Annotated in this window: 28 protein-coding genes; 4 read left to right on the forward strand and 24 right to left on the reverse strand. The window is 63.8% G+C overall.

What is annotated here, in order from left to right; translation table 11 throughout:
* Window positions 1-68 precede the first annotated feature (68 nt).
* From ACYG9Y_RS14140 to ACYG9Y_RS14170, 7 genes are all read right to left on the reverse strand, one after another.
* Window positions 69-371, reverse strand: a complete 303-nt coding sequence (locus ACYG9Y_RS14140; RefSeq protein WP_023705060.1) for a hypothetical protein — start codon at window positions 369-371, stop codon at window positions 69-71.
* A gap of 84 nt (window positions 372-455) precedes the next feature.
* Window positions 456-998, reverse strand: coding sequence for a MerR family transcriptional regulator (locus ACYG9Y_RS14145; RefSeq protein ID WP_023669374.1), 543 nt, complete (start codon window positions 996-998; stop codon window positions 456-458).
* A 134-nt stretch (window positions 999-1,132) separates the two neighbouring features.
* On the reverse strand, window positions 1,133-1,456 hold the full coding sequence (locus ACYG9Y_RS14150; RefSeq protein WP_006201891.1) for an integration host factor subunit alpha: 324 nt from the start codon (window positions 1,454-1,456) through the stop codon (window positions 1,133-1,135).
* Between the two features lie 104 nt (window positions 1,457-1,560).
* Window positions 1,561-2,532: a beta-ketoacyl-ACP synthase III gene (locus ACYG9Y_RS14155; RefSeq protein ID WP_023669373.1), complete on the reverse strand. Its 972-nt coding sequence runs from the start codon at window positions 2,530-2,532 to the stop codon at window positions 1,561-1,563.
* A 9-nt stretch (window positions 2,533-2,541) separates the two neighbouring features.
* On the reverse strand, window positions 2,542-3,612 hold the full coding sequence (plsX, locus tag ACYG9Y_RS14160; protein WP_023689496.1) for a phosphate acyltransferase PlsX: 1,071 nt from the start codon (window positions 3,610-3,612) through the stop codon (window positions 2,542-2,544).
* 147 nt (window positions 3,613-3,759) lie between these two features.
* Complete coding sequence (locus ACYG9Y_RS14165; RefSeq protein ID WP_023669370.1) at window positions 3,760-4,308, reverse strand: YceD family protein; 549 nt, start codon at window positions 4,306-4,308, stop codon at window positions 3,760-3,762.
* Between the two features lie 15 nt (window positions 4,309-4,323).
* Window positions 4,324-4,866 (reverse strand): ubiquinol-cytochrome C chaperone family protein, encoded by a 543-nt coding sequence (locus tag ACYG9Y_RS14170; RefSeq protein WP_023669369.1) that lies wholly within the window; start codon window positions 4,864-4,866, stop codon window positions 4,324-4,326.
* 115 nt (window positions 4,867-4,981) lie between these two features.
* On the opposite strand from ACYG9Y_RS14170, the gene ACYG9Y_RS14175 reads away from it, so the two are divergent.
* Window positions 4,982-5,494 carry an outer membrane protein assembly factor BamE gene (locus ACYG9Y_RS14175; protein WP_023669368.1) on the forward strand — a complete coding sequence of 171 codons (513 nt, stop codon included), beginning with the start codon at window positions 4,982-4,984 and terminating at the stop codon, window positions 5,492-5,494.
* 202 nt (window positions 5,495-5,696) lie between these two features.
* On the opposite strand, the gene ACYG9Y_RS14180 is transcribed toward ACYG9Y_RS14175, so the two are convergent.
* On the reverse strand, window positions 5,697-6,737 hold the full coding sequence (locus ACYG9Y_RS14180; protein ID WP_460223134.1) for a helix-turn-helix domain-containing protein: 1,041 nt from the start codon (window positions 6,735-6,737) through the stop codon (window positions 5,697-5,699).
* A 206-nt stretch (window positions 6,738-6,943) separates the two neighbouring features.
* On the opposite strand from ACYG9Y_RS14180, the gene ACYG9Y_RS14185 reads away from it, so the two are divergent.
* Window positions 6,944-7,858, forward strand: a complete 915-nt coding sequence (locus ACYG9Y_RS14185; protein WP_023734146.1) for a LysR substrate-binding domain-containing protein — start codon at window positions 6,944-6,946, stop codon at window positions 7,856-7,858.
* Between the two features lie 26 nt (window positions 7,859-7,884).
* Here the strand turns inward: ACYG9Y_RS14185 and ACYG9Y_RS14190 are convergent, their stop codons facing one another.
* Entirely contained in the window at window positions 7,885-8,436 is a 552-nt protein-coding gene (locus tag ACYG9Y_RS14190; protein WP_023739316.1) for a hypothetical protein, read from the reverse strand.
* 75 nt (window positions 8,437-8,511) lie between these two features.
* Window positions 8,512-8,973: an anthrone oxygenase family protein gene (locus tag ACYG9Y_RS14195; RefSeq protein WP_023739315.1), complete on the reverse strand. Its 462-nt coding sequence runs from the start codon at window positions 8,971-8,973 to the stop codon at window positions 8,512-8,514.
* A 301-nt stretch (window positions 8,974-9,274) separates the two neighbouring features.
* On the opposite strand from ACYG9Y_RS14195, the gene ACYG9Y_RS14200 reads away from it, so the two are divergent.
* On the forward strand, window positions 9,275-9,820 hold the full coding sequence (locus ACYG9Y_RS14200) for a dTDP-4-dehydrorhamnose 3,5-epimerase family protein (protein WP_245259899.1): 546 nt from the start codon (window positions 9,275-9,277) through the stop codon (window positions 9,818-9,820).
* 1 nt (window position 9,821) lies between these two features.
* The gene (locus tag ACYG9Y_RS14205; RefSeq protein WP_023739314.1) at window positions 9,822-10,820 is read left to right on the forward strand and encodes a glycosyltransferase family 2 protein; all 999 of its coding nucleotides are present in this window, start codon (window positions 9,822-9,824) and stop codon (window positions 10,818-10,820) included.
* 77 nt (window positions 10,821-10,897) lie between these two features.
* On the opposite strand, the gene ACYG9Y_RS14210 is transcribed toward ACYG9Y_RS14205, so the two are convergent.
* The 14 genes from ACYG9Y_RS14210 to ACYG9Y_RS14275 all read right to left on the reverse strand — a co-directional run bounded on the left by ACYG9Y_RS14210 (window position 10,898) and on the right by ACYG9Y_RS14275 (window position 26,194).
* Window positions 10,898-13,039, reverse strand: coding sequence for a sodium-translocating pyrophosphatase (locus ACYG9Y_RS14210; RefSeq protein WP_023689501.1), 2,142 nt, complete (start codon window positions 13,037-13,039; stop codon window positions 10,898-10,900).
* A gap of 259 nt (window positions 13,040-13,298) precedes the next feature.
* Window positions 13,299-14,066, reverse strand: coding sequence for an ABC transporter permease (locus ACYG9Y_RS14215; protein WP_023739313.1), 768 nt, complete (start codon window positions 14,064-14,066; stop codon window positions 13,299-13,301).
* A complete protein-coding gene (locus ACYG9Y_RS14220; protein ID WP_023739312.1) occupies window positions 14,063-15,001 on the reverse strand; it encodes an ABC transporter ATP-binding protein in 939 nt (312 codons plus the stop codon). The genes ACYG9Y_RS14215 and ACYG9Y_RS14220 overlap by 4 nt, the downstream gene beginning before the upstream one ends.
* Window positions 14,998-16,161, reverse strand: coding sequence for an ABC transporter permease (locus ACYG9Y_RS14225; protein WP_023739311.1), 1,164 nt, complete (start codon window positions 16,159-16,161; stop codon window positions 14,998-15,000). Before ACYG9Y_RS14225 ends, ACYG9Y_RS14220 begins: the two co-directional genes overlap by 4 nt.
* 304 nt (window positions 16,162-16,465) lie before the next feature.
* On the reverse strand, window positions 16,466-17,377 hold the full coding sequence (gene osmF / locus ACYG9Y_RS14230; protein ID WP_023689505.1) for a glycine betaine ABC transporter substrate-binding protein OsmF: 912 nt from the start codon (window positions 17,375-17,377) through the stop codon (window positions 16,466-16,468).
* Between the two features lie 178 nt (window positions 17,378-17,555).
* Window positions 17,556-18,773 (reverse strand): MFS transporter, encoded by a 1,218-nt coding sequence (locus tag ACYG9Y_RS14235; RefSeq protein ID WP_023739310.1) that lies wholly within the window; start codon window positions 18,771-18,773, stop codon window positions 17,556-17,558.
* A complete protein-coding gene (gene nusB / locus ACYG9Y_RS14240) occupies window positions 18,770-19,270 on the reverse strand; it encodes a transcription antitermination factor NusB (protein ID WP_023682390.1) in 501 nt (166 codons plus the stop codon). The genes ACYG9Y_RS14235 and nusB overlap by 4 nt, the downstream gene beginning before the upstream one ends.
* A complete protein-coding gene (gene ribH, locus ACYG9Y_RS14245; RefSeq protein ID WP_023682391.1) occupies window positions 19,267-19,761 on the reverse strand; it encodes a 6,7-dimethyl-8-ribityllumazine synthase in 495 nt (164 codons plus the stop codon). Before ribH ends, nusB begins: the two co-directional genes overlap by 4 nt.
* 240 nt (window positions 19,762-20,001) lie before the next feature.
* Entirely contained in the window at window positions 20,002-20,619 is a 618-nt protein-coding gene (locus ACYG9Y_RS14250; protein WP_023739308.1) for a riboflavin synthase, read from the reverse strand.
* 12 nt (window positions 20,620-20,631) lie between these two features.
* Window positions 20,632-21,762, reverse strand: a complete 1,131-nt coding sequence (gene ribD, locus ACYG9Y_RS14255; RefSeq protein ID WP_023711541.1) for a bifunctional diaminohydroxyphosphoribosylaminopyrimidine deaminase/5-amino-6-(5-phosphoribosylamino)uracil reductase RibD — start codon at window positions 21,760-21,762, stop codon at window positions 20,632-20,634.
* A gap of 2 nt (window positions 21,763-21,764) precedes the next feature.
* The gene (nrdR, locus tag ACYG9Y_RS14260; RefSeq protein WP_023669351.1) at window positions 21,765-22,259 is read right to left on the reverse strand and encodes a transcriptional regulator NrdR; all 495 of its coding nucleotides are present in this window, start codon (window positions 22,257-22,259) and stop codon (window positions 21,765-21,767) included.
* A gap of 138 nt (window positions 22,260-22,397) precedes the next feature.
* Window positions 22,398-22,982, reverse strand: coding sequence for an invasion associated locus B family protein (locus ACYG9Y_RS14265; RefSeq protein ID WP_023689508.1), 585 nt, complete (start codon window positions 22,980-22,982; stop codon window positions 22,398-22,400).
* Window positions 22,983-23,062: 80 nt separating this feature from the next.
* The gene (gene glyA / locus ACYG9Y_RS14270; RefSeq protein WP_023669349.1) at window positions 23,063-24,376 is read right to left on the reverse strand and encodes a serine hydroxymethyltransferase; all 1,314 of its coding nucleotides are present in this window, start codon (window positions 24,374-24,376) and stop codon (window positions 23,063-23,065) included.
* A 171-nt stretch (window positions 24,377-24,547) separates the two neighbouring features.
* A complete protein-coding gene (locus ACYG9Y_RS14275; protein ID WP_023700554.1) occupies window positions 24,548-26,194 on the reverse strand; it encodes a Na+/H+ antiporter in 1,647 nt (548 codons plus the stop codon).
* Window positions 26,195-26,244: the final 50 nt, after the last annotated feature.

Raw genomic sequence — 26,244 nt, forward strand, 5'->3', positions numbered from 1 at the left:
CGCAGATCAGGGAAATGGCGGTCGTCCGCGGGACGGCCGCCATTTTCTTTTTGTTTTCGTGAATTGTTTTAGCGCCGGCTGAGCAACAAGCTGGCGAGAAGGCCGACCACGACCAACCCAACAGCAGCGGCTGTTGCCGGACGATCGCGCGCCGTCTTTTCGATCGCCCTGCCCTGCTTCCTGATCGCCGGCAGCGCATCGCTGACAAGGTCGGCAAGCTGCCCATAATAGTCCGAAGCGGCATCGCGCCCGTCCTCGTAGTAAGCACCGCCGCGTTTGGCCACGACTTTGCGCAAGGCGGCGAGCTCTTTGGAAAGGGTCGCGACCTGCTTTTCGAGATCGAGATCGGAGAGGGTCGAAAGCGATGCCATGATTGTTTTCCTTCTTTTTGAGAGAAGGCCAAACGCATGGCCGCAGAACCGGTTCCGGTCTGCTTGCCCGAGGCAGCGGAAAGGTTAGCGCACCTGGTCGAGCAGGCGCTTGCACTCCAGGAGGTCAAACAGCGCCTCCTGCAGCAAGGCCCGGTTGTCGCGCGACAGTTTCGATGCGCCGGGCTGGACCGGACCTTCCTCCTCGGTCTTGCCCAGGCCGAAAAAGCGGCGGCTGGGTTTTACCTTGGGCTGGCCGACCAGCATCTCGTCATCCATGCCGCGCGGCTGGGCGGCTGGCGTCAGCGGCACCTGATCGGCCTGCCTGCGCTGCGAGATCGCTTCGACGGCAGCCATGTCGCCATTGCCGATGGCGACCAGGAAATGGTTGCCGTTCTCGCGCAGCAGTTTCTGCACGCCCTTGATCGTGTAACCCTGGTCGTAGAGCATGTGGCGGATGCCCTTGATCAGTTCGACATCCTGTGGCCGGTAGTAGCGGCGGCCGCCGCCGCGCTTCATCGGCTTGATCTGGTTGAAACGGGTTTCCCAGAAGCGCAGCACGTGCTGCGGCAGATCGAGATCCTCCGCGACCTCGCTGATGGTGCGGAAAGCGTCGGGGCTCTTGTCCATGGGCGAAATCCTCACGCTGGACGGCGATCCGGCCCAGTCTGCCGAATCGGGTATCATTTCAGCGGTTTATGAAACAATATTCAAGCCCGGCGTCAAAACGGCCCGGCGTTTTCAACCGAAGCCTGCGGCAGAACCTATTTGCCGCCCTTGGCCTTGCTGTTCTGGTGCGAGCGCAGGATACGGCTTTTCAGCACGTTCGACGACTTGAAGGTCATCACCCGGCGCGGCAGGATCGGCACTTCCTCGCCGGTCTTGGGATTGCGGCCGATGCGTTCGTTCTTGGAACGGACGTGGAAGGTGGCGAAGGACGACAGCTTCACCGTCTCGCCGCGTACGATGGCTTCACAGATTTCGTCCAGCACCGCTTCGACGAGTTCTGCCGATTCAGTGCGTGACAAGCCGACCTTACGGTAAACAGCTTCGGCAAGGTCGGCGCGCGTAAGTGTCTTTCCCCCCATGCGACCGTCCCATCAGTTCAAAAAACATAAATCGATACAGGTAAAGGCAGAGCCTAAGTAATTGATCCGGCAAGGTCAAGGACCGAAACCGGACCGTTCGGCACTTACCAGCGAACGAGAACCGCACCCCAGGTGAAGCCGCCGCCCATCGCTTCCAGGAGCACGAGATCACCCTTCTTGATGCGACCGTCGGCGACAGCCACCGAAAGCGCCAGCGGCACGGAAGCAGCCGAGGTGTTACCGTGCAAATCGACGGTGACCACCACCTTTTGCTCAGCAATCCCGAGCTTCTTGGCCGAAGCGTCAATAATGCGTTTATTGGCCTGATGCGGCACGAACCAGTCGAGGTCGTCGGCGGTTATGCCGGCCTGCGAAAACGTCGCCTCGATAACGTCGGTGATCATGCCGACGGCGTGCTTGAACACCTCGCGGCCTTCCATCCTGAGATGGCCGACCGTGCCGGTGGTCGAGGGACCGCCATCGACGAAAAGCTTGTCCTTGTGGGCGCCGTCGGAGCGCAGGCTCATCGCCAGCACGCCACGGTCGGCAATGCCGCCGGTGCCCTCATCCGCTTCCAGCACCAGCGCGCCGGCGCCGTCGCCGAACAACACGCAGGTCGAGCGGTCGCTCCAGTCGAGGATGCGCGAAAAGGTCTCCGCGCCGATCACCAGCACGCGCTTGGCGAGGCCGCCTCTGATGTAGAGGTCGGCGGTGGTCACCGCATAGACGAAGCCCGAGCACACCGCCTGCAGGTCGAAGGCAAAGCCGTGATGCATGCCGAGCCGGTTCTGGATCTCGACGGCGGTCGCCGGAAAGGTGTTGTTGGGCGTCGAGGTCGCCAGCACGATCAGATCAATGTCGGCAGGCGTAAGACCAGCATTGTCGAGCGCTGCGCGCGCCGCCGCCTCGCCCAGCGACGCCGTCGTCTCGTCATCGGCGGAGATATGACGCTGGCGGATGCCGGTGCGCTGGGCGATCCACTCGTCCGAGGTCTCGACCATGCCTTCGAAATCGGCATTCTTCATGATGCGGCGGGGCAGCGCAGCACCGGTGCCGCGCACGACTGATCTGATCAAAGCTCTTTCCTATTCCTTTTCGTCGACGGTGGCGTCGGATTTCCTGCTTGCCTGGGCATGCGGGTTGCGCGCATGGAACAGGTCGAGATCGGCCTCGATGCGGTCGATCAGATTGTTGCGCACCATGTCGTAGCCAAGCTCTATGGCCGCCGCGAAACCGTCCGAATCGGCGCCGCCATGGCTCTTTACCACGATGCCGTTCAGACCCAGGAAAACACCGCCATTGGAGCGGCCCGGATCGAGCTTTTCGCGCAGGCGGTCAAAAGCGCCCCTGGCGAAGACATAGCCGATCCTGGCCATCAGCGTGCGGTTCATCGCGGCGCGCAGATAGCCTGAGATCTGGCGCACAGTGCCTTCTGCCGTCTTGAGCGCGATGTTGCCGGCAAAGCCCTCGGTGACGACCACGTCGACCGTGCCCTTGCCGATGTCGTCACCCTCGACGAAGCCATGATAATTCATCGAGGCCATGTTGGCCTCGCGCAGCATGCGCCCGGCTTCCTTGACCTCTTCCTGTCCCTTGATCTCCTCGACGCCGACATTGAGCAGGCCGACTTTCGGCCGGTCGATGCCGAACACCGAGCGCGCCATGCCGGTGCCGAGAATGGCAAAGTCGATCAGCTGGTGCGCATCGGCGCCGATGGTGGCGCCGACATCCAGCACCACGCTCTCGCCGCGCATCGTGGGCCAGATCGCCGCGATCGCCGGACGATCGATGGTCGCCATCGTGCGCAGGCAGAACTTCGACATCGCCATCAGCGCGCCGGTATTGCCGGCCGAAATGCAGGCCTGCGCGCTGCCACTCTTGACTGCTTCGACAGCCTTCCACATCGACGACTTCCAGCGGCCGTGGCGCAGCGCCTGGCTCGGCTTGTCATCCATCCTGACCGCGACTTCGCAATGGTGGAACTCGCTGACCTCGGCCAGTTTGGGAAATTTGGCGAGTTCGGGGCGCACCAATTCCTCGCGCCCATATATGACGAAGCGGATGTCGGGACGCCTGACGGCGACCGTCATGAGTGCCGGGATGACCACGTTTGGCCCGTGATCGCCACCCATGGCATCGATGGAAATCCTGATCACGCGGTCTTTATCTCACTAGCTTGGGCCAGGGCACATGGCCCGCGAAAGAAATACTAAACTCGCGAAATTCGGGGGCTCGCGAAGGTTCGGCGAAAATAGCGGTTTTGGGCTGCCGCACAACCGGCTTTTCTCCGATCGCTTCGTGTTTTAGGATTTTCCAAGCAAGGATCGCAGCTTTTGCTGGAATTCATTCTCGACGGGCTCGTCCGGGCCGGCGGCATCGAGAGAGGCGCCTGCCTTGCGCGGATAGGGATCGATCGCCAGCCCGAAGAACTGTTCGGCGAGCGCGCCGACGTCGATCGTGTCGCCGGAGAATGTTTCCGGGCCGTCTGGCCCGTCGGCGTCGAGCAGGATCTCGCCGCCGCCTTCGAAACCTTGCCGTCCGAGTTTGGATTGTTCGGGCAAGAACAGCGCCTCGACCTCCTCGTCGATATGGGCCGCGACCGGCTCAAGGGTGACGATGCAGGCCTGGGTGATATCAGCCTCGACGCGGCCGCTGACCTTGACGCCATTGCGCTTCCACGGCGCCACCAAAAGCTCAGCACGGTAGTTTTCGACCGAAAGCAGCTCGTGCTCGCGCGCAAGCATTGCGCGCTGCGCGGCGTCGGCGTCGATCACCACCTGCAAACCTTTGTGCGGCAGGCGGCCGACATTGGCCGCGAATGAGACCGGGCTAGGCGTGTCCACATGTTTCATCTTGGTCTCCCCTCCTCACTCCGCTTTCGCGACGGGAAACGCCACGGCACCGGAAACGATCGATTCGGACGGCTGTGCTTCAAGCTGCCTGGCGGCATCGATTACATAGGACGCCAGCGGCAGGGCTTGCGGCCAGGCGCCGGCATCGGGTCTGACATTGCGCGCCAGGGCGGCGGCAAGCGCGTCGCGATCGCTGCGTTCCAGCGCGTCGTCATAGGCGGCGGTACGGCCGTAGAACATTTTGGCCAGCCTCTTCATGCGCTTGGGCACGCCGACATCGCCAACGCCCAGTTCCCGCAGCGAATGCTCGACATCGAGAAAGAACTCGTCGATCAGCACCTGCGCGACCTCATGCGCGACGCCCTCTTCGCCGCGCAGCCGGTGCTGAAACAGGAACATATGCAGCGACAGCATCTCGAAACGGCCGAGCGGCGTATCCGGCACATTCCAGTGGGAATAAAACACGGTCTGCCGCGCCGCCGCCACGATTTGTGCGTAAAGCGCCTCGGTGATAGCGCGGTTGGCGTTGCGTTCGCGGCCAAAAAGGCGCTGGAACATTGAGGGTGGTCTCCTGGGGACCGATTGTTTGAATGGGCCTTGTTGCATCGGCAAGCAAGCTGGTTTACCGGTTTTGCCGCCCAGCGCAAGTTGCGGCCAGCTAATGGAGTTGTTGTTGCGCGCGCTGAAATTCAAGTCGACTTTTCTGCCTGGGGCCACCGCCGCGGTTTCGCTGGTGCTGGTGGCTTCCGCGCTGTCGGGCTGCAATTCGTCCAAGATGTTCGGCGACCTTAACCCTAGCGAGACGCTGACGCAGGGCTATGTTATCGACCAGCAGGCGGTCGATTCGGTGCCGGTGGGCTCCAGCCGCGAACAGGTGCTTCTGGCGCTCGGCACGCCATCGACGAAAGCCACCTTCGACAATGAGGCGTTCTACTACATTTCGCAGACGCGCAAGCGATATGTCGCTTTCGACAAGCCGCGCCTGGTCGACCAGAAAGTGCTCGCGGTGTATTTTGGCGAGGACGGGCGCGTCACCCAGATTGCCAATTACGGTCTGAAGGACGGCAAGATTTTCGACTTCATCTCGCGCACCACGCCGACCGGCGGCAAGGACCAGAACTTCCTCAGCCAGATCATCAAAGGCGCCAGCAAACTGGCGCCCCCCATTCCTGGCGGCGGCGCCTAAAGCGCGTCGCATTTGAACGGATCCAGGCGACGCGCTTTAGGCCTTTGTTTTATGCATGTCGTTGTCTCAAAACCGGAGCCACTTTTGAGCGACATGCATTAAGAAGCGACCGCTTTCCTCAGATTTTTGCTTCCCCCGAAGCGACACCTTCTCAGGCGACCAAAAGCCCGCGGGAGCGATCCTGCGGGCTTTTGTTTTGAGGTCATGCGGCCGCAACACCCGTCGCGCTTTGCCGCGCGTGGCCTGTTCGGCCGCCGGGCTCCAGCGAGGCGCGGTGCACAGCCGCACTCTGCCGCGCTTCCGAAGGCGTCATGCCGAAATGCCGGCGGAAGGCGTGGTTGAAGGTCGAGAGATCGCCGAAGCCGGCGTCGAAGGCGATGGCGCCGATGGTGCGGTGTGCCAGGCGCAGGTCGGATAGCTTGCTGCAAACCAGCGCCAGCCGCCGGCCAAGCACGAACTGCGACAGCGAGGTACCCTCACCCTCGAACAGCTTTCTGATATAGCGCGCGCTGACGCGGTGGCGCCCGGCCAGCGCGTCGGACCCGACATCGCCGGAAGCCAGATTGCTTTCGATATCGGCTTTGATGGCGCGCAGCCGCGCGGCGCGTATGCCGCGACCTGCGGCGACCTCGGTGGCGTCCTGCGTTGCCCCAACCACGACCGCGACAAGGTCCTGTATGTGCTTGGCGGCAAGCCAGCGCAATTCGGATGCGGCCAGGTTCGGCTCCTGCATCAGCAGACGGACATAGCTGGTCAGCAGCAAGAACTTTTCGCCCACGCATGACATCGGCGTCATCAGGGCGGCATCCGCATTCGCAGCCATGGGCCCGAGCGCTGCCTTGGGGATGGTGATGAAGAGATGATGCGACATCGCCCGTTCGATCACATGCGGATCAGAGGAGGACAGAAGGATTGCCTGGCCGGCCTCGATGCTGGCCTCGCGGCCGAGATGCGAGAAGGTGGCAGCGCCCTCCAGACACATGAAGAAAATGTAATCATCGGTCCCCTTGGCCACGGCGCGGGAACGGATGGTGCGGAAGGCGGTGGTCCTCGAATTGGCAATGCCGACGCCCGGCAGCCGCAGGATGGTCGCGTCGACGGAGAGCTTTTCCTCCGTGACGTTAAAATCCATGTCGGTCACCATCCGGCGCAACAGGTCGCAATAGACGTTTCGCCATTCCGCTCGCGGCCACATGGCGGTCGAAAAGCGCGCATGCGCAAACTCGGGGGGTCGAATAGTCATGGGGTACTCCCAAGCGATTGTCTTCATTTCACTGTCGTTCGTAGTCGAGGCTCGTTCCATGAACGGCCTCTTTCGACGGCGGCAATCGGGGGGCAGTGGATGGCTACAATGATTTGCGCGCTTGGACAAAAGACTATTTACGAAGCTATGGATGAGCTTTGTTCATTCATGCTAAGGAACCCATGGGCGGGATCGGGTAACGGCAAATGACAAGACGGCTTCCACAACTGGAATCCATTCGTGCTTTCGAGGTCATTGCCCGGCTGGGCAGCTTCAAGCGCGCCGGCGATGAGCTGAATGTTACGCCAAGCGCGCTCAGCCACCGCATCGCCGATCTCGAAGCCGATCTCGGCGTGCTTCTGTTCACCCGCCATGTCCGCCGCGTCGAACTCACGCTTGAAGGCGAACGATTGTCCGCGGGCGTGCGACGCGCATTGCTGGAAATCCAGAGCACGGTCGCGAGTGTCGCGCGCAACGAGCGCACGAGGCTGAGGGTCACTGCCATTCCTTCGCATGCCGTGCGCTGGCTGGCCCCGCGTCTGCACAGGTTTCGCAAAAAGCATCCCGAAACAGAGATCGACATCAATGCGGATCTTGCAGTCGTCGACCTTTCGCAGCGAACAGTCGACATCGCATTGCGCTTCGGCGGCGGACACTATCCGGCCGTCGAGACCGAATGGCTGATGGCAGATGCGATCTTTCCTGTCGTCAGTCCCGACTATCTCGCCGCCAACGGCCCGGTCAGAGACCAGCACGATGTGCTGCGACTGTTCCGCATCCTCGACACGACGGCCGAAAATGACGAGAGTGGAGCCAATTGGCGCCACTGGTTCGAGAGAAACAATCTGCCGCTGGATACGGTTGGCGACGGCATGAATTTGAATGGCACCTTGTTGGCGGTCGAAGCGGCGGCGAGCGGTCTGGGCGTCGCCATCGCGAGGAAGTCGCTGGTCGAGAGCGATTTGCGCACCGGCAGGCTCGTCCGCCTCCTGACGACGGACATACCGACGAACTGGAACCACTACGTCGTCGTCCACCCGTCCATCTCCGCCTGGGAGCCTGCCAGATCGTTCATCAACTGGCTGAAGGCGGAAGCCGGCGACAACACCGGCGACGGTTGACCTCGGCGGCCGTCTAGGAGCTCTCATCACATCGTATCGGCCATTTGCTCATCCTTGCGGCCCGACTGGTTTGCGGTCTTGGCGGCAAGCGCTGCCGCCATCTGGCTCTCCAGCTCGCGCAGCTTGGCGTCGAGTGTCGCCATGCCGCCCCAGGCGAATGTCGCGCGGTACAGCGGTGCGATCTCGGGCGTCAGGAATTCGACCAGGGTTTCGTCCTCGACCCAGACCTTGAGCACCTTGAACAGGCGGGCATCAATCAGCCCGCTATGCCAGCCCATGCGGGCGGCAATGCCCTGGATGGTTTCGGTCGAATTGGGCGTGCTGAGCAGCACATGCGAGCCGGAGCGCAGGCGCATGTTCGGGTCGAAGCCGATGCCGAGCGGCGCTTGCTGGTCCAGAACCGTGCCGCACGGTAGGATTTCGATCAGCGAGCCGAAATCGTCGCAGAGGCAGACGAACCATGCGCCCTCAGGAAATGGCGGCGACGGCGCACGAACCGCGGTGGCGACAAGCATTTCGGCAAGGACGCTGGCGACGGCCTGCGGATCGCGGGCGTTGAATGAAGCGTGATGCAGCATGGCAATACTCCTGTTTTCAACGGCGGCGGTCGGCAGAAGTGCCGACCCATGCCGCGGCGTTCCGCAAAAACTGAATCACCGGCTGAGCGTCAGGATGACCGCGGCAAACAGGCAGGCGTATTCGGCCAGTCCAAGCACAAGGCGCAAATTGTGGTTGGCCGCCCAGCTGTCGCGCGTCTGCGCCCAATCATCGGGGATGGTCACCGGCGTCCAGCTCTGCACCTGTTTGTTGAGCGGCACCTGACGGCTGACGGTGAAGCCAATGTCGATCACCACCAGCGCCGCGGCGACGATGGTCAGGATGCGCGGCAGGCCGGCATCGACCGCAAACATCGCCATCGCCGCGATCAGCACCAGCGTCGTCAGCCTGACTAACGGCATCACCCGGGTAAACGTCCGGTCGCGCATCTGATGCATGGCCATGTACTGGCCGGCGGTAAGATCATCGATGCGAAAATCGTGGATTACACCCGAGACGTAGATGCCGGCAATAATTCCAGCCAGCGCAAGCGAAGCCGCCATCAAGAAAATGTCCATGTCTTTTCCCTGCCCGAATGTCGTTTCCCTGGCCAAAATCGCCGCAGAGGCGAGCCCGACACCGCGTCGATCGCAATGTCCTGGCCAATGGCCGGGGTATTAAAGCAGGCGAAAGGTCCGGGCTTGGGTAGGATGGAACGATGTTTTGGGCAATGCGGCCCTCCGATTGCGTCGGAAACATCAAGTGCCGTGAGATCGAAGCCTATCAGCAAACCTTGACGCGTACTTGCCAGCGACCGGTCAAATTCGTATCAGACCGTGCTGGCCAATGGCGCATCACGCTGAATTGGGAGGAGCATCCGTGCCGGAAAAAACCCGGACAAAACCGACAGGCTGGATGGCGACCGGAACGGCTGACGGCCAGGTGGTCACGCCTGACTGGATACCCATCGAGCCGGTGGCGATCGATGGCGTGAGGGTCAAGGAGATCAGGCCGGTCGCAACCTCCACCGGCTATCTGACCGAGATCTTTCGCGAGGAGTGGGAGCTCGATTCGGAGCCGGTCGGCCAGGTCTTCCAACGGACCTTGTATGCCGGCGCGGTGACTGGCTGGCATGCACACGCGGTGACCACCGACCGGCTGTTCTGCTGCGTCGGCAGCGTTCGCATTTCGCTGTTTGACGGACGCAAGGCCTCGCCGACCTTCGGCGCCGTCTGGCACAAGATTATCGGCCCGTTGCGCCCGGCGGTCGTCATCATTCCACCCGGAATATGGCACGGTGTTGTTTCGCTCGGAGCGGAGACGGCGGTGCTGCTCAACCTCGTCGACAAGGCCTATGCCTACGATCAGCCCGACCATTGGCGCCTGCCGCCAGACACCGACCACATTCCCTACAGACTGGTGTAGCGTGGAAGCATCGGCGCAGCGCAATCAGGCCGGCGGCGAACCGCTGGTCTCGATCGTGATCGCGACGCACAACCGGCCGGCAGCACTGCGGCAGGCATTGACCAGCGTCATGCGCCAGACGTTGCAAGGCTGGGAAGCCTTGGTCATCGGCGACGATTGCAGGCCGGATACGGCGGCCGTTGTCGCTGAATTTGACGATGCCCGCATCGTCTACATCGATCTTCCTGTCAATTTCGGCGAACAGTCCGGTCCCAACAATATCGGCTTTGCCAGGGCGCGTGGCCGCTTCGTCGCCTTGCTCAACCACGACGATCTGTGGTTTCCCGACCATTTGGCGGCGATGACCGGCTGGATCGACGCCTCGGGCGCCGACGTGGTGCTGGCGCGCGGTGCCGTCATCCAGCCGCCGTCGGCGGCCGGCAATCCTGTGAATTCGATCTTCGGGATCGGCAAGGATGGTTTTTACGACCCCGTCACGACGGAAGGATTTGGCTCAGCACACATGTTTCGCCGCGCTTCGTTCAGCCTGCTCGGACCTTGGCGACCCGCCAGCCAGTGCTTTTGCGAAAGCTCGCAGGACTGGCTGTTTCGGGCATGGCGAAAGGGCGCGGTGATCGCGACGATGCCGCACCTCACGGTGATCAAGCTGCATTCCGGCATACGCAAGGGTTCCTATCTCGGCGACAATGCGCAGGAACAGAAGGATCTTCTGGACGCCATGCAGACGCCGGACGCCTTGCGCGTGAAAATCCTTGGCTGCGCGGGCGAACCCATTCGCCTGGCGGCATCGAGTTATCTCAGGCGCAGGCTGATGGCGGCTCTTGGCATCCATCCCCGCGCCCGCGCCTTCCGCCGCAAGTATAAGCGAGGCGCCTTCCTTGCCAAGCTGCGGCGCCTGCGTGGCCTGGCGCCGATGCCTGAGCGCGAACCTGGCGTGAGCGAATTGCTCGATCGCTACAGCAAGCGCGGCGATGCCGGCACCGAGCCGGATGAGGGTTGACTGCCACCAGCGTAAATCTCAAACAAAAACCCGCGGGATCGCTCCCGCGGGTTTGTTCCTGAAGCAGTGGCGTTGCCTTAGCCGTGCGCGAGCACGGCCAGCAGCAGAAGCGCCACGATGTTGGTGATCTTGATTGCCGGGTTGACCGCCGGGCCGGCGGTGTCCTTGTAGGGATCGCCAACCGTGTCGCCGGTGACCGAAGCCTTGTGCGCTTCGGAGCCCTTGAGGTGCTTGACGCCGTCCTTGTCGACAAAACCGTCCTCGAACGACTTCTTGGCATTGTCCCAGGCGCCGCCGCCCGAAGTCATCGAGATGGCGACGAACAGGCCGTTGACGATGACGCCGAGCAACGAGGCGCCGAGTGCCGCAAAGGCGGACGCCTTGGAGCCCGAGATCAGCTGCACGCCGAAATAGACGACGAGCGGCGCCAGCACCGGCAGCAGCGAGGGGATGATCATTTCGCGGATCGCCGCCTTGGTCAGAAGGTCGACGGCGCGGGCATAGTTCGGCTTGGAGGTGCCGGCCATGATGCCCGGGTCCTCGCGGAACTGCTTGCGCACCTCCTCGACGATGGCGCCCGCCGCGCGGCCGACCGCCGTCATGGCGATGCCGCCGAACAGGTACGGGATCAGGCCGCCAAAGATCAGGCCGGCGACAACATAGGGATTGGAGAGGTCGAAGGAGACATCGCCCATGCCCTGGAAGTATGGATATTTGTCGCCATTGGCGGCAAAGAACTTCAAATCGTTCGAATAGGCCGCAAACAGCACCAGCGCGCCAAGACCGGCCGAACCGATGGCATAGCCCTTGGTCACCGCCTTGGTGGTGTTGCCGACCGCGTCGAGCGCGTCGGTGGAGTGGCGCACTTCCTTGGGCAGGCCGGCCATTTCGGCAATGCCGCCGGCATTGTCGGTGACCGGGCCGAAGGCGTCGAGGGCGACGATCATGCCGGCAAGGCCGAGCATGGTGGTGACCGCGATCGCCGTGCCGAACAGGCCGGCGAGCTGGTAGGTCGAGATGATGCCGCCGACGATGACGATTGCCGGCAGTGCGGTCGATTCGAGCGACACCGCAAGTCCCTGGATGACGTTGGTGCCGTGACCGGTCACCGAGGCCTGGGCGATGGAGTTCACCGGGCGCTTGTTGGTGCCGGTATAGTATTCGGTGATCACCACGATAAGACCGGTCACAACGAGACCGATCAGGCCGCAGATGAACAGGTTCTTGCCGATGATGGTCATGCCGGCGACGGTGCCGACCTCGCCCCAGCCGACGGTTGCCGAGGTAGCGACACCGAGACCGACGATCGACAGCAGGCCGGTGACGATCAGGCCTTTGTAGAGGGCGCCCATGATCGAGCCGTTGGAACCGAGCTTGACGAAGAAGGTGCCGACGATCGAGGTCAGGATACAGGCGCCGCAGATGGCGAGCGGATAGAGCATCGCCGCACCCAGAGCGGCGGTTCCGCCGAAGAAGATGGCAGCCAGCACCATGGTGGCGACGACGGTCACCGCATAGGTCTCGAAGAGGTCGGCGGCCATGCCGGCGCAATCACCGACATTATCGCCGACATTGTCGGCGATGGTGGCCGGGTTGCGCGGATCGTCTTCGGGAATACCGGCTTCGACCTTGCCCACGAGATCGCCGCCGACGTCGGCGCCCTTGGTGAAGATGCCGCCGCCCAGACGGGCGAAGATCGAGATCAGCGATGCGCCGAAGCCGAGCGAAACCAGCGCATCGATGACGATGCGGTCGTTGGGCTGCAGGCCCATCGGGCCGGTCAGAATATAGTAGTAAATCGACACGCCGAGCAGCGCCAGGCCAGCCACCAGCATACCGGTGATGGCGCCCGACTTGAAGGCGATGTCGAGACCGGCGGCGAGGCTGTTGGACGCCGCCTGCGCGGTGCGCACATTGGCGCGCACCGAGACGTGCATGCCGATGAAACCGGCGGCGCCCGAGAGCACGGCGCCGATCAGGAAGCCGACTGCGGCGGTGATCGAGAGCAGCCACCAGGCGAGCACGAGCACGACCACGCCGACGATGGCGATGGTGGTGTACTGGCGCGCCAGATAGGCTTGCGCGCCTTCGCGGATGGCGGCGGAGATTTCCTGCATGCGTGCGTTGCCCTGATCGGCTGCAAGAACCGATCGTGTCGCCCAGATGGCGTAAAGGATTGAAAGCAAGCCGCAGGCGATGACGGCAGAAATGATGGTCATTGCCGAATTTTCCTCGATTGATGGCCCAAAAGAACCCCTCCCTGGGCCGTTGGTGCGGGGAGCGGATAAGCCTAGGCGGAATCCGTCCTTCGCAGCGGTGTATGCGAAACAGGGCTCGGAACGTCAAGATATTGTTCGGTTTTTACCCTGCTTTCAGCCAAAAGGTTTAGGCCAGAACATTCCCGTGGCCGATGCCTTGCTATTAGATCGGTTGAATGACGCTGCGTCAGTCAATGCTTTGCCCGCAGTCCAGCGAAGGTCAGTCGCCAGTCTCCTGCCCCATCTTGCGCGCCGTGTAGCGTTCGATCGCCGACAGGCCGTCATAGATCAGCACCGCAAGGGCAGCGACGATCAGGCCGCCTTGCAGGACGAAGGCGAGATTGTTGGACAGCAGGCCGGCGATGATCACCTCGCCCAGCGTCTTGGCGGCAACCGTCGAGCCGATCGTCGCCGTGGCCAGGCTGATCACCACCGACAGCCTTATTCCGCCCAGAATGATTGGCGCGCTCAGCGGCAATTCGACCTTGACCAGTCTTTGCCAGCCCGTCATGCCGGCGCCGCGCGCGGCCTCCATGATGTTGCCCGGCAGCGTTGTGAGGCCGGTCAGCGCGTTCTCGAAGATCGGCAGCAGGCCGTAGAGGAACAGCGCAATTAGCGTCGGCTTCTCGCCGAAACCGACGGCGGGTACCGCCAGCGCCAGCACCGCCACCGGCGGAAAGGTCTGGCCGATATTGACCAGGCTGCGCGACAGCGGCAGGAACTCGGCGCCCGCCGGCCTGGTGACCAGGGTGGCGAGTGCGACCGCAACGATGGTGGCGGCGACGGTGGCGATCAGCACGGTCCTGAGATGCAGCAGCGTGAGCGTCAGCAGGCTGCCCTGATTGTAGATCGCCGGCGCATTGTTTTCGGTCAGCGGCTTCAACAGCGGCTCGAACCAGCCGGGATTGGTGACGAAGGCTATGAGAAGCACCACCAGGGCAAGCCTGAGCAGCGAAGGCAGCCAGGCTTTTAGACCGGCCCCTTTCATGCCGGCCTCGCCGCGCGCTTCACCAGCCCGTCGACGGTGACGCGGCCGAGCAGCTTGCCGTCTTCGCCCTTGACCGGCAGCGCCGGCCGGCCCGACCACAGAAGCTCGGCCAGCGCGTCGCGCTGGCTGGCGTCGCCTGGGATCGCCTCGCCTTCGGCAGTCCCCTTTTCCACGGCGTCGCGCACGCGGCCGAGCGACAAGAGCCGGAACGGCTTTTCGCTGGCGCCGACCAGGGTTTCGACGAAGGCGTTCGCGGGCCGCGCCAGGATCTCTTCCGGCTTGGCGTATTGCACCAGCTTTCCGGCATCCATGACGGCGATCTTGTCGCCCATGTGGACCGCCTCCTCCATGTCGTGGGTAACGAGGATGATGGTGGTGCCGAAGCGCTTCTGGATTGCCAGCAGGTCCTCCTGCGCCTTGGTGCGGATGATCGGGTCGAGTGCGCCGAACGGTTCGTCCATCAGAAGCACATTGGGCTCGGCGGCGAGCGCGCGGGCGACGCCGACACGCTGCTGTTGCCCGCCGGACAGTTCGTGCGGGTAGCGCGGGCCATAGGCCTCGGGGTCGAGCTGGTAGAGTGTCATCAACTCATCGACGCGGGCCTTGATGCGGTCCTTGTCCCAGCCCAGCAGGACCGGCACGGTGGCGATGTTCTGCGCAACGGTGTGGTGCGGGAACAGGCCGTGGCCCTGGATAGCGTAGCCGATGCTGCGGCGCAGCTCGTAGCCGGGCAGCGTGCGGTTGTCGTTGCCGTCGAGCTTGATGACGCCGGCGGTCGGCTCGACCAGCCGGTTGATCATTCGCAGCAGCGTCGTCTTGCCGGAACCGGAGGTACCGACAATGACGCAAACCGTGCGCGGCTCGACGACCATGGACACGTCGTTGACCACGGTCGTCGCGTCATAGCGCTTGGTAATGCCTTCGATCTCGATCATGCCGTTTCAACCCTGCGCCTGGTGGCGGTCATTTCGATTACTGCGTCGAGGATGATGGCCGCGGCAAAAGCCAGCGCCACCGTCGGCACGGCGCCCAGCAGCACCAGGTCCATCGCCGTCTGGCCAACGCCCTGAAACACAAACACACCGAAGCCGCCGCCGCCGATGAGTGCGGCGATGGTGGCCAGGCCGATGTTCTGCACCAGCACGATGCGGATGCCGGTGAGGATCACCGGAAAGGCCAACGGAAACTCGACGCCGAACAGGCGCTGGCCATCGGTCATGCCCATGCCGCGCGCTGCATCATTGGCCGCGCGGGGTACGCCGGCAAGCCCGACCACGGTGTTGGCCACCACCGGCAGCAGCGAATAGAGGAACAAAGCCACGAAGGCGGGCGCGGTGCCGATGCCTCTGATACCGAGCGCTGCGGCACCCGGAACATGCGCGGCGACCCAGCCCAGCGGCGCGATCAGCAGGCCGAACAGCGCGATCGAGGGTATGGTCTGGACGATGTTGAGCACATTGAGCACGCCGGCCCGCAACCGTTCGACGCGGTGGCACAGGATGCCGAGCGGCAGGCCGACGATCACCGCCGCCGCCAGCGACCCCAGCGCCAGTGTGATGTGCTTGGAGCCTTCGGCCCAGAAACTATCGGCGCGGTTTGCATATTCCTTGAGGATCGACAGGCTGTCCCACTGCCCCGATATCAGCAACAAGCCGATGGCCAGCGCCGCGAGGACGAGCACGCCGATGCGGGCAGGTGGCGACAGGTTGAGCCTGGTCAGCACGTCGGCGAGCAACAATGTGAAGGCAAAGATCAACAGCCAGAACCCGGAAGCCGGCGAGATGCGGGCGAAGGTGTTGCCGGCCGGCGTCAGGAAGGTGCCGGCGACACCGATCAGGATGGCAAGGGCGGCGAGCGCCACGACGCTTGCGGCCAGGCGCAGGACAAGCGGGGTCTTCAGCAAGGCAACAATTGCGGCCACGACGATGATCGCCAGCAGCAGCGGCCCGACTGTGGCCGGCAGCGCGTCCAGGGTCGAGCGCGCCTGACCGGGAACGATACGATTGGCGCGGAAGGTGGCGAACGGGGCCAGAAACGCCGCATAGGCAACGATCGCCGCGATAACCACGCCGAGCTTGTCGAAACGCAGGGTCATGGATGCCCCTCATGAGGAGCGATTTTCCACGTTGCGCAGACTACGCTGGTGATCGGCGAAATCCGATCTCCCCCCTTGCGGGGGAGATGGCCGGCAGGCCAGAGGGGGGTGTGAAGGATCGTCAGCTTTCGAGCGTCGGCCTGTTCGGAAGCAACCCTGTCGAGGCACGCACCTGCTACCGGTTGTGAGGTCGGCGGGACAGCACCCCCCTCTATCCTGCCGGACATCTCCCCCGCAAGGGAGGAGATCAGCAGCTTCCAGAGAGGGGTGTCTCGCACCAGCGTCACGATCAGCTATGCGCTGACTACTTCAAAAACCCGTTCTTCTTCAAAAAGTCCTCGGCGACACCCTTGACCGGCTCGCCGCCGACCTGGACGCGGCCGTTGAGTTCCTGCAGCGTGACGAGGTCGAGCTTGGCGAACACCGGCTTCAACAGCGTCTCGATCTCCGGATGCTCTTTCAGCACCGCTTCGCGGATGATCGGCGCCGGCTGGTAGACCGGCTGCACGCCCTTGTCGTCGGCGAGCACGACCAGGCCGGACGGCGCGATGCCGCCGTCGGTGCCGTAGACCATGGCGGCGTTGGCGCCGTTGGTCTGGTTGGCGGCAGCACCGATTGTCGCGGCGGTGTCGCCGCCCGAAAGCGTGATCAACTGCTCCGGCTTCAGCGTGAAGCCGTAAGTGGTCTGGAACGCCGGCAGGGCTGCCGCCGAATTGACGAACTCAGCCGACGCCGCCAAAACCACCGTGCCGCCGCCGGCGACGTATTTGCCGAAGTCGGTCAGGGTCGCCAGCTTGTTGGTCTCGGCAACCTCCTTGCGCAGCGCGATCGCCCAGGTGTTGTTGGCCGGTGACGGCGACAGCCAGACGATCTTGTTGGCATCATAGTCGAGCTTCTTGGCGGTCTCATAGGCCTTGGCGGCATCCTTCCAGACCGGATCGTCGGCCTTCTCGAAGAAGAAAGCGGCATTGCCGGTGTACTCGGGATAGATGTCGATCTCGCCGGCAGTGATCGCCTTGCGTACGACCGGCGTGCCGCCGAGCTGGATGCGGTCGGTGGTCTTGATGTTGTTGGCGTTGAGCACAAGCTGGATGATGTTGCCGAGCACGCCGCCCTCGGTGTCGATCTTCGAGGAGACGACCACCTGGGCATTGGCGGAGGCGGCCGTGATGCCGAGCGCCAACGCCGCCCCGGCCAGAATCTTGACTGAAAACATTGTGAAAACCCCTTGCTTTGGACCGAAATGCGGTGGCCGCATATGAGCATGGCTCCAACGCCCCGTCGGGGCACACGGTTTCATAACAATGGGTACAGACGCAATAATTTTGTGCGGTCGCCGCGATTTCGGCCGACGCCATGCTGACAGGTCGTGCCAAGCCAAAGATAGAACCGGATCAGGCGCGGGCTTTGCGTGATCCGGTCAGTTTGAGCGCGCCAAGGGCGACGAAGCAGAGGGCGACGACCGGGAAAACCAGCCAGTTCAGCATCTCCCAGCCCCACGCATTGTAGATGGCGCCCGACATTAGCGAGGCGAAGGCGACGGAGCCGAACAGGACGAAGTCGTGGAAGCCCTGCACCTTGCTCTTTTCGGACGGATGGTAGCTGTCGGCGACCATGGAGGTGGCGCCGATAAAGGCAAAATTCCAGCCGAGGCCAAGCAGGATCAGCGCCGTCCAGAACTGCCACAAATGCAGGCCGGACAATGCCACCGCGGCGCAGCCGACGAGCAGGACCAGGCCGGTTGCGACGATGCGTTCGGCGCTGAAGCGATGGATCAGCGATCCGGTGAAGAAGCTCGGCGCAAACATCGCCATCACATGCCAGGAAATGCCGAGCGTGGCGTCGTCCGTCGACAGGCCGCAGCCGACCATGGCCAGCGGCGCGCCGGTCATGACGAAACTCATCAGCGCATAGCTGCCGACGGCGCAAAACAGTGCCGCGACGAAACGCGGCCGGGTGACGATCTCGGACAGCGGCCGGGCGTCGCTTGACGCGACTTGCGCGTGGCCGGGAGCCTTGGCCGGGATGCGCAGGAATGACAGGATGATGGCGCCGGCCGCCGCCAGAACCGGAATGGCCACGAACGAGCCGGCAAACATCACCGGCGCCAGCAATTCGCGGGTGAAGATGACGATCTGCGGCCCGAGAATCGCGGTGATGACGCCGCCGGCCAGCACGAAGGAAATGGCGCGCGCCTTGAATTCGGGCGGAGCATTATCGGCGGCGGCGAAGCGGAACTGCTGGACGAAGGCGCCGCCGACGCCGATCACCAGCAGCGCGAAAGCGAACAGCCAGAAGCTGGCGTGGAACAGAGCCAACGTGGAGATGACGCCGCCAAGCGCGGTGACGATGGTGCCGGTCATGAAACCGCCGCGCTGGCCGAGCCAACGGATGATGGCCGCGGCCGGCAACGCGCCGAGCGCCACGCCGATGTTGAAGCCGGTGATTGGCGCCGTTGCCAGCGACTTATCGGGGCCAAGCAGATATTGCCCGGCCAGCCCGCCCATGGAAATGGCAATCGGCGCGGCCGAACCGATAATCGCCTGCGACGTCGCCAGGATGATCGCCGTGCGGCGCGCGTCCCGTGCTGCGCCGGCGACGGTGCCGGTCACAATGCGTCCTTGCCGCGCCCCTCGCCCCGCACCCGGCGCGACACACGGTCGAGCACGGCGTTGGTCAGCTTCGGCTCGTCTTCCTCGTAGAAGGCCTTGGCGATGTCGACATATTCCGAAACGATGACGGCCACCGGCACGTCGTCGCGCTTCATCAGTTCGTAGACGCCAGCGCGCAGGATGGCGCGCAACGTCGAATCGAGTCTGGACAGCGGCCAGTCTTCCGTCAGCGCCTGGCGTATGATCGGATCGATGGTCGTCTGGTTCTCGACGACGCCGGCCAGGATGGCGCGGAACCACTGCGCGTCGGCCTCGCGATAAAGCGCGCCGTCGACTTCCTTGCCGAGCCGGAACGCCTCGTATTCGGCGGTGATCTCGAAGACGCCGCTGCCGGCCACGTCCATCTGGTAAAGCGCCTGCACGGCGGCCAGACGGGCGGCGCCACGCTTGTTGGCGTGGCGTATCGCGGGCTGGCCGGGCGAAGCGGGTTCGCTCACGATTGCGCTCCCAGCTTCTCTTTGAGCGCGATCATGGTCAGCGCCGCGCGCGCGGCAAAGCCGCCCTTGTCACCCTCCGAGCGCTTGGCGCGCGTCCAGGCCTGCGCGTCGTTCTCGGTGGTCAGGATGCCGTTGCCGATCGCAATCGCTTCCTGGACCGAGAGATCCATCAGCGCGCGACTCGATTCATTGGCGACGATGTCGAAATGATAAGTGTCGCCGCGGATGATGGTGCCGAGCGCGACAAAACCATCATAGTCCTTGCCGCCCTCGCCCATGCCGTCGAGCGCAAAAGTGATCACGGCTGGAATTTCCAGCGAACCGGGAACGGTGACGACGTCATAGGTCGCGCTAGCTTCGTCGAGCGCGCTCGTCGCGCCGTCGAGCAGCGCGTCGGCAAGATCGTCATGAAAGCGCGCCTCGATGATCAGAAGGTGGGCCTTCTTCTTCGGGCGAATGAACGCTTTGCCGTGTTGGGATGTGCCAGCCATAAATGTCTCCGGGGGTAGCCGGTGACTTAGGCCGAAGCCGGTTTGATCGCAAGCGGAAGATTGCTGGAGGCGAAGCCTGGCCTAGCGCGTCTTTGGGCTGGGCGTCGGCAGCGGGCACTCGCTGCAGAGGCTTTCAGCCCAGACGAGAACAGCTTCGTGATCCACTACACGACCCCCGTCTACATCGGCCATTGCTTCGCGCGTAAGCCGCTTTTTCTGTTCGTGTGAGTCTTGCGGCCATCAAAGCCCCTCTTTCGCCGCCTCGACTAGGCGCGCGGCGTAGCGGGCCATGGTGTCGATCTCGAGGTTGACCTTGTCGCCGACCTTGCGCTCGCCCCAAGTGGTCACGGTCAGCGAATGATGGATCAAAAGCACGTCGAAACGGGTGCCCTCGACCTTGTTGACGGTAAGCGAGGTGCCATCAAGTGCGACCGAGCCTTTTGGCGCGATGAATCTCGCCAGTTCGCGCGGCGCCTCCAGCGTAAAGCGCACCGCATCGCCCTCGTCCTTGCGTTCGACGATTTCGGCCATGCCATCGACATGGCCGGAGACGATGTGGCCGCCGAGCTCGTCGCCGATCTTCAGCGCCCGCTCCAGATTGACCCTGGTGCCTGATTTCCAGCCCGACGCCGCGGTCAACCTCAGTGCCTCTTCCCAGGCTTCGACCTCGAACCAGCGGGCGTTCGAGCCATCGTCGGGCAAAGCCGTGACCGTCAGGCAGACGCCGCCGCAAGAGATCGAGGCGCCAATGGCGATGGTCGCGGGATCATAGGCAGTGTCGATGCGCAGGCCGACACCTTCGCTCAGCGGCTTGACGGCCGCGACGGTGCCGATATCCGTGACAATTCCGGTAAACATCGATGCTGATCCCTAGAGGTCCCTTATCCATTCCGCATAGACATCTTCCCCGAAGCGCATCTCGCGCAATTTGCGGAAGCCTGCCGGGATATGGTTGGCGTCGACGGGCGATACAATGCCGCCCTCGCCGATCGCTTCCGGTCCCTGGAACAGCACGATGCGGTCGATCAGTCCTTCGGCGAGGAAGGCGCTGGCCACCTTGGCGCCGCCTTCGACCAGAACGCTGGCCATGCCGAGCGCGCCGAGATCCTCGAGCAGTTCCGGCAAGGCCACGCCGCCTTCATGGGTTTCGGTGCCGATGAAGCGCACACCGGCACGCTCCAGCACCGACCGCCGTAGCGGATCGGCCCCCAGGCTCGCGGCGACATAGAGCGGCACTCGGTCGGTGCCGGAGACCAGCTTCGAGGCTTCCGGCAGCCTGATCTGGCGGTCGAGCACGATGCGCGCCGGCGAGCGGTTCTCCAGCCCCGGCAGCCGCACGGTGAGCGCCGGATCATCCTCCAGCGCCGTGCCGATGCCGACCAGTATGCCATCGGCTTCGGCGCGCATCAGATAGACTTCGCGGCGGGCGATATCGCCGGTGATCGCGACCTGGCCGGCGCCGTGCCTGCCGATCTTGCCGTCGCTGGAAAGCGCAAGCTTCAGAATCACTTCCGGGCGCTTTTTCAGGGACCGAATCAAATAGCCGGCCATCTGCTCGGCGGCTTCCTCGGCCAGCACCTTTTCGACCACTTCGATGCCGGCGGCGCGCAGGATGGCATAGCCTTTGCCGGAGACGCGCGGATCGGGATCGCTGGCGGCGCCGACGACCCGCGCCACTCCGGCATTGACCAGCGCGTTGGCGCAAGGCGGGGTGCGGCCATGGTGGGCGCAGGGCTCCAGCGTGACATAGGCGGTGGCACCGCGGGCCAACTCGCCGGCTTCAGCCAGCGCCTCGGTCTCGGCATGCGGCCGGCCGCCAACAGCGGTGACGCCGGTGCCGACGATCATCGGCCCGGCGCCATCGTCGCGAACGATGATGGTGCCGACCGAAGGGTTGGTCGAGGTGCGGCCGGCATTTCGGCGCGAGAGTCTCAGCGCTGCCGCCATGAAACCGCGATCGAGAGCCTGCTGATCGGCCTTCCCTGACGTTTGGGTTGCCATGCTCAGCCGGCGTCCTCTTCGCTCTTCAGCTCGTCGCCCTTGAGCTCGTCGCCTTTGAGCTCACCCAGCACATCGTGGAAATCCTTGGCCTCACGGAAATTGCGATAGACAGAGGCGAAGCGGACATAGGCGACGTCGTCGAGCGACTTCAGCGCTTCCATGACGAGCCGGCCGACCTCGCCCGAGGCGATTTCAGTCTCGCCGGAGCTTTCGAGCTGGCGCACGATGCCGGTGACGGCGCGGTCGATGCGCTCGGGATCGACATTGCGCTTGCGCACCGCGATCTCCACCGAACGCAAGAGCTTGTCGCGGTCGAACGGCACCTTTCTGCCGGACTTCTTGACCACCACGAGGTCGCGCAACTGGACGCGCTCGAAGGTGGTGAAACGGCCACCGCAATCGGGGCAAACGCGCCGCCGGCGGATCGCGGCGCCATCCTCGGCAGGGCGCGAATCCTTCACCTGCGTATCTTCGGACTGGCAATAGGGACAGCGCATGGAGAGCCTTCGGGTTGGCGATTCTGGCGGAACGATAGGCTTAGAGGTTTTTGCCGGGACGGCAAAGGTTCGGCAACGGCCGCTCGCGCCCTCAGAGATAGCGAGGCGGGAGGAAAATTGCCAGCCGCGCCAGATATGTCAGGGGGCGACGTCCTTGGTCGGGAAGCCGCAGGACGTTCCGAGGTTGCGGTAGGCCTTGGTGAAGCCATCCATCGGGATGCTGGCGACAGCCTGCTTGCCGAACGTCACATCGAGCGAGATGACCTGGCGCATGGCCCGCAACAAAGCGAGACTGGTCTTAGCCTGGTTGTCGACGGTCCAGCTCGGGCGGCCGGCATCATTGGAATAGACGGTCGCGGAAACCTTGACGCCGGGGTCGCCAAAGGTCGCGGCGATCTTCTTGCCGGTCGGCAGCTCCTTGTTGGCGATGGTGAACATGATCGCCGGATAGGCATCGGGCGGCAGGGCGTCGCCAGTCGAGATCGAAAGCGTCAGCGTGCCGGCATTGCCGTTGCCGTCGACAAAGGCTGTCGAGGCCGCACAGGTCTTGTGCGAATCCTGGCCGGTGTCGAGCGCATCGATGATGGTGGTCCACCTGCCAAAGGTGTTGGTGGCCGGGATATCCGTGCCCGGCTGCGTCTGCTCCTGGGCTATCGCGCCTGACGCGGTGAAAGCGGCAAGCGAGCCGATGAAGGCCAGAACGGCAGGACGGAACATGCGCATCGTCAGATCTCCAACAGGCCGCGCCGCCCGGACAGCAACCGGCGCAGAGCGCGGGATAAAAGACGAAGCGCCGCTGGTGGTCAACCGAGATAGGGATAGAGCGGGAAACGATCGGTCAGCGCCACGACCTTTGCCTTCACCGCCGCCTCGACCGCCGCATTGCCTTCGTCGGAATTGGCGACCTTCAGCCCGTCCAGCACCTCGGCGATCAGCTTGCCGATCTCGCGGAACTCGGCCTGGCCGAAGCCGCGCGTGGTGCCGGCCGGCGTGCCCAGACGCACGCCAGAGGTGACGAAAGGCTTTTCCGGATCGAACGGGATGCCGTTCTTGTTGCAGGTGATGTTGGCGCGGCCGAGCGCTGCCTCGGCGCGCTTGCCGGTGGCGTTCTTGGGCCTGAGATCGACCAGCATCAGATGGTTGTCGGTGCCGCCGGAGACGATGTCGAGGCCGGTTTCCTTGAGGCTCGACGCCAGCGCCTTCGCGTTGGCGGCGACACTCTCGGCATAGAGCTTGAAGCTCGGCTTCAGCGCCTCGCCGAAGGCGACCGCCTTGGCGGCGATGACATGCATCAGCGGGCCGCCCTGCAGGCCGGGGAAAACCGCCGAGTTCATCTTCTTGGCGATGTCCTCGTCATTGCACAGGATCATGCCGCCGCGCGGGCCGCGCAGCGATTTGTGCGTGGTCGTGGTCACGACATGGGCGTGCGGCAGCGGTGACGGATGCACGCCGCCGGCAACCAGGCCGGCGATATGGGCCATGTCGACCATCAGATAGGCGCCGACCGCATCGGCGATCTCGCGAAAGCGCTTCCAGTCCCAGATGCGCGAATAGGCGGTGCCGCCGGCCAGGATCAGCTTTGGCTTGGTCTCATGTGCGGTCTTTTCGATCGCGTCCATGTCGAGCAGATGGTCGTCCTTGCGCACGCCGTAGGAAACGACTTTGAACCATTTGCCGCTCATATTGACGGGCGAACCGTGCGTCAGGTGGCCGCCGGAATTCAGGTCGAGGCCCATGAAGGTGTCGCCGGGCTGCAGCAGCGCCAGGAAGACCGCCTGGTTCATCTGGCTGCCGGAATTCGGCTGGACATTGGCGAAGTTGCAGCCGAACAGCTTTTTGGCGCGCTCGATAGCGAGTTCCTCGGCGACGTCGACGAACTGGCAGCCGCCATAATAGCGCTTGCCCGGATAACCCTCGGCGTATTTGTTGGTCATGATCGAGCCCTGCGCCTCGAGCACGGCGCGCGAAACGATGTTTTCCGAGGCGATCAGCTCGATCTCGTGACGCTGGCGGCCAAGCTCGTTGCGGATCGAGCCGAAGATCTCCGGATCGGCATCTTCCAGCGTGGTTTCGAAGAAGGATTCGAACTTGTTCGACGCTGCCGCTGCAGTTGCCATGGCCTGAAATCCTTCGGTTCGGGGCATCTATCTATGCATATCGCTGCCCCGAAACCGCTGCACGGTTCCGGGCGACATGCATTGCCGCGCCATTAACACAGTTGTTTTCGCCTCGCCACGTTTGCAGCGCGAAATTTGCTGGCCGGATTGCGCCAGAGCGGCCCTGAACCGCTATTTTCGCTCCTGCCGCCCCTGCAGCAAGGCTTCGGTGAGCGTGATCTCGGTAAACAGCGCCCGCGCCGTATGGTCGTTGATCGCGCCGCTGCTTAACATGTCGCGCACGGCGATGCGCTCGGCCTCGATGCCGGCAAGCCGCATTTCGAGCTCCAGCCGCCCGGCTTCGCGGGCCTCTGCCCGGGCGTCGTCGGCCTCGTCCGAAGTGGCGATCCGGCGCCGGTAGCCGGCGACGATGTTTTCGGCGGCGGCAAGCCTGGCGCCGGGCACCTCGCCCTGGTCGTCGTCGCTGGCGCCCGCCATGCTTTCGACGCGGGCGATGGCCGCCTTGGCGGCGCCGATGCGGGCGAGACGCTCCTCGATGGCGCTGCCATCCTCGCCCGGCTCGACCAGCCCGCGCGCTATCTTCGGCAGCGCCACGCTGGCGATGGCGAGCGAACAGATGATGACGCCGGCGGCGAGGAAGATCACCAGGTCGCGCGCGGGAAAAGGCGAGCCGTCCGGCATGGCGAGCGGGAGCGACAGGATGCCGGCCAGCGTGATCGCGCCGCGCACGCCCGCCACCGAGCCGGCAAGCCGCACACGCATCCCGAACGGCTCGGCCTTGCGCTTTCCCCATTTTGCCTTGAGGCCTGCCGCGATGTCGCCGACCCAGATCCAGAGGAAGCGCAGCGCGATCAGGCACAGCGTCAGCGCAATCACCGTCGCGACCGGCTGGATGATCGGGTAATGGCCAGTCAGTTCGGGCGGCACGCGGCGAATGATTTCGGGAAGCTGCATGCCGAGCACGATGAACAGCGCGCCATTGTAGACGAAGGACAAGGTTGTCCACAGCGAGATCGTCTGCATGCGCGCCGAGACGCCGAGGAAGCGGAAGACGCCGGAGCCGCCGGTCAAAAGCCCGGCGGTGACCGCCGCCAGAATGCCTGAGGCATGCAGATGTTCGGCGACGAGATAGGCAATGAAGGGCAGCAGGACCATGACCAGAACCTGCGCCTCGGCCGGAACGCCGCCGATGCGATTCAGAAGCTGCAGGAGCCTGGCGGCGATGAACAACGCGGCGATGCCGGCCAGGATGCCGATGGCGACGGCATAAAAGAAGCTCAGCGATGCATCGGCGAAGGAAAAGCTGCCGGTCACGGCGGCGGCGACGGCGAAGCGGAACATGACCAGGCCCGAGGCGTCGTTGAGCAGCGCCTCGCCTTCCAGAATATGCATCAGCCGCGCCGGCACCAGGCTTCTGTCGACGATCGAGGACACCGCCACGGCGTCGGTCGGGGACAGCACGGCAGCGAGCGCGAAGGCGACGACCAGCGGGATGCTCGGCACCAACCAGTGCAAGGCATAACCGAAGCCGACAATGGTAAAGAAGACCAGCCCGATGGCCAGATCGAGGATCGGTCCGCGCAGCGCGATCAGCTCGCGTTTGGGCGCTCCATAGGCATCGCCGAACAAAAGCGGCGGGATGAACACCAGCAGGAAGAGTTCGGGGTCGATCTCGACATGGATGCCTTTCACCGGCCAGGCGAGCGCGGCGCCGATGGCAATCTGCAGCACCGGCAGCGGCACCCGAACCAACCGCACCAGTGCGCCGGAAAGAGCGACGAAGACCAGCACGGCGAGGATGAAGATTGCGACCTGCATGGCGCGATTCCGGCTGTTTTGAGGACCATGCGCAATTGCCGTTAGTCCGT

Source organism: Mesorhizobium sp. W050 (genome assembly GCF_054719535.1).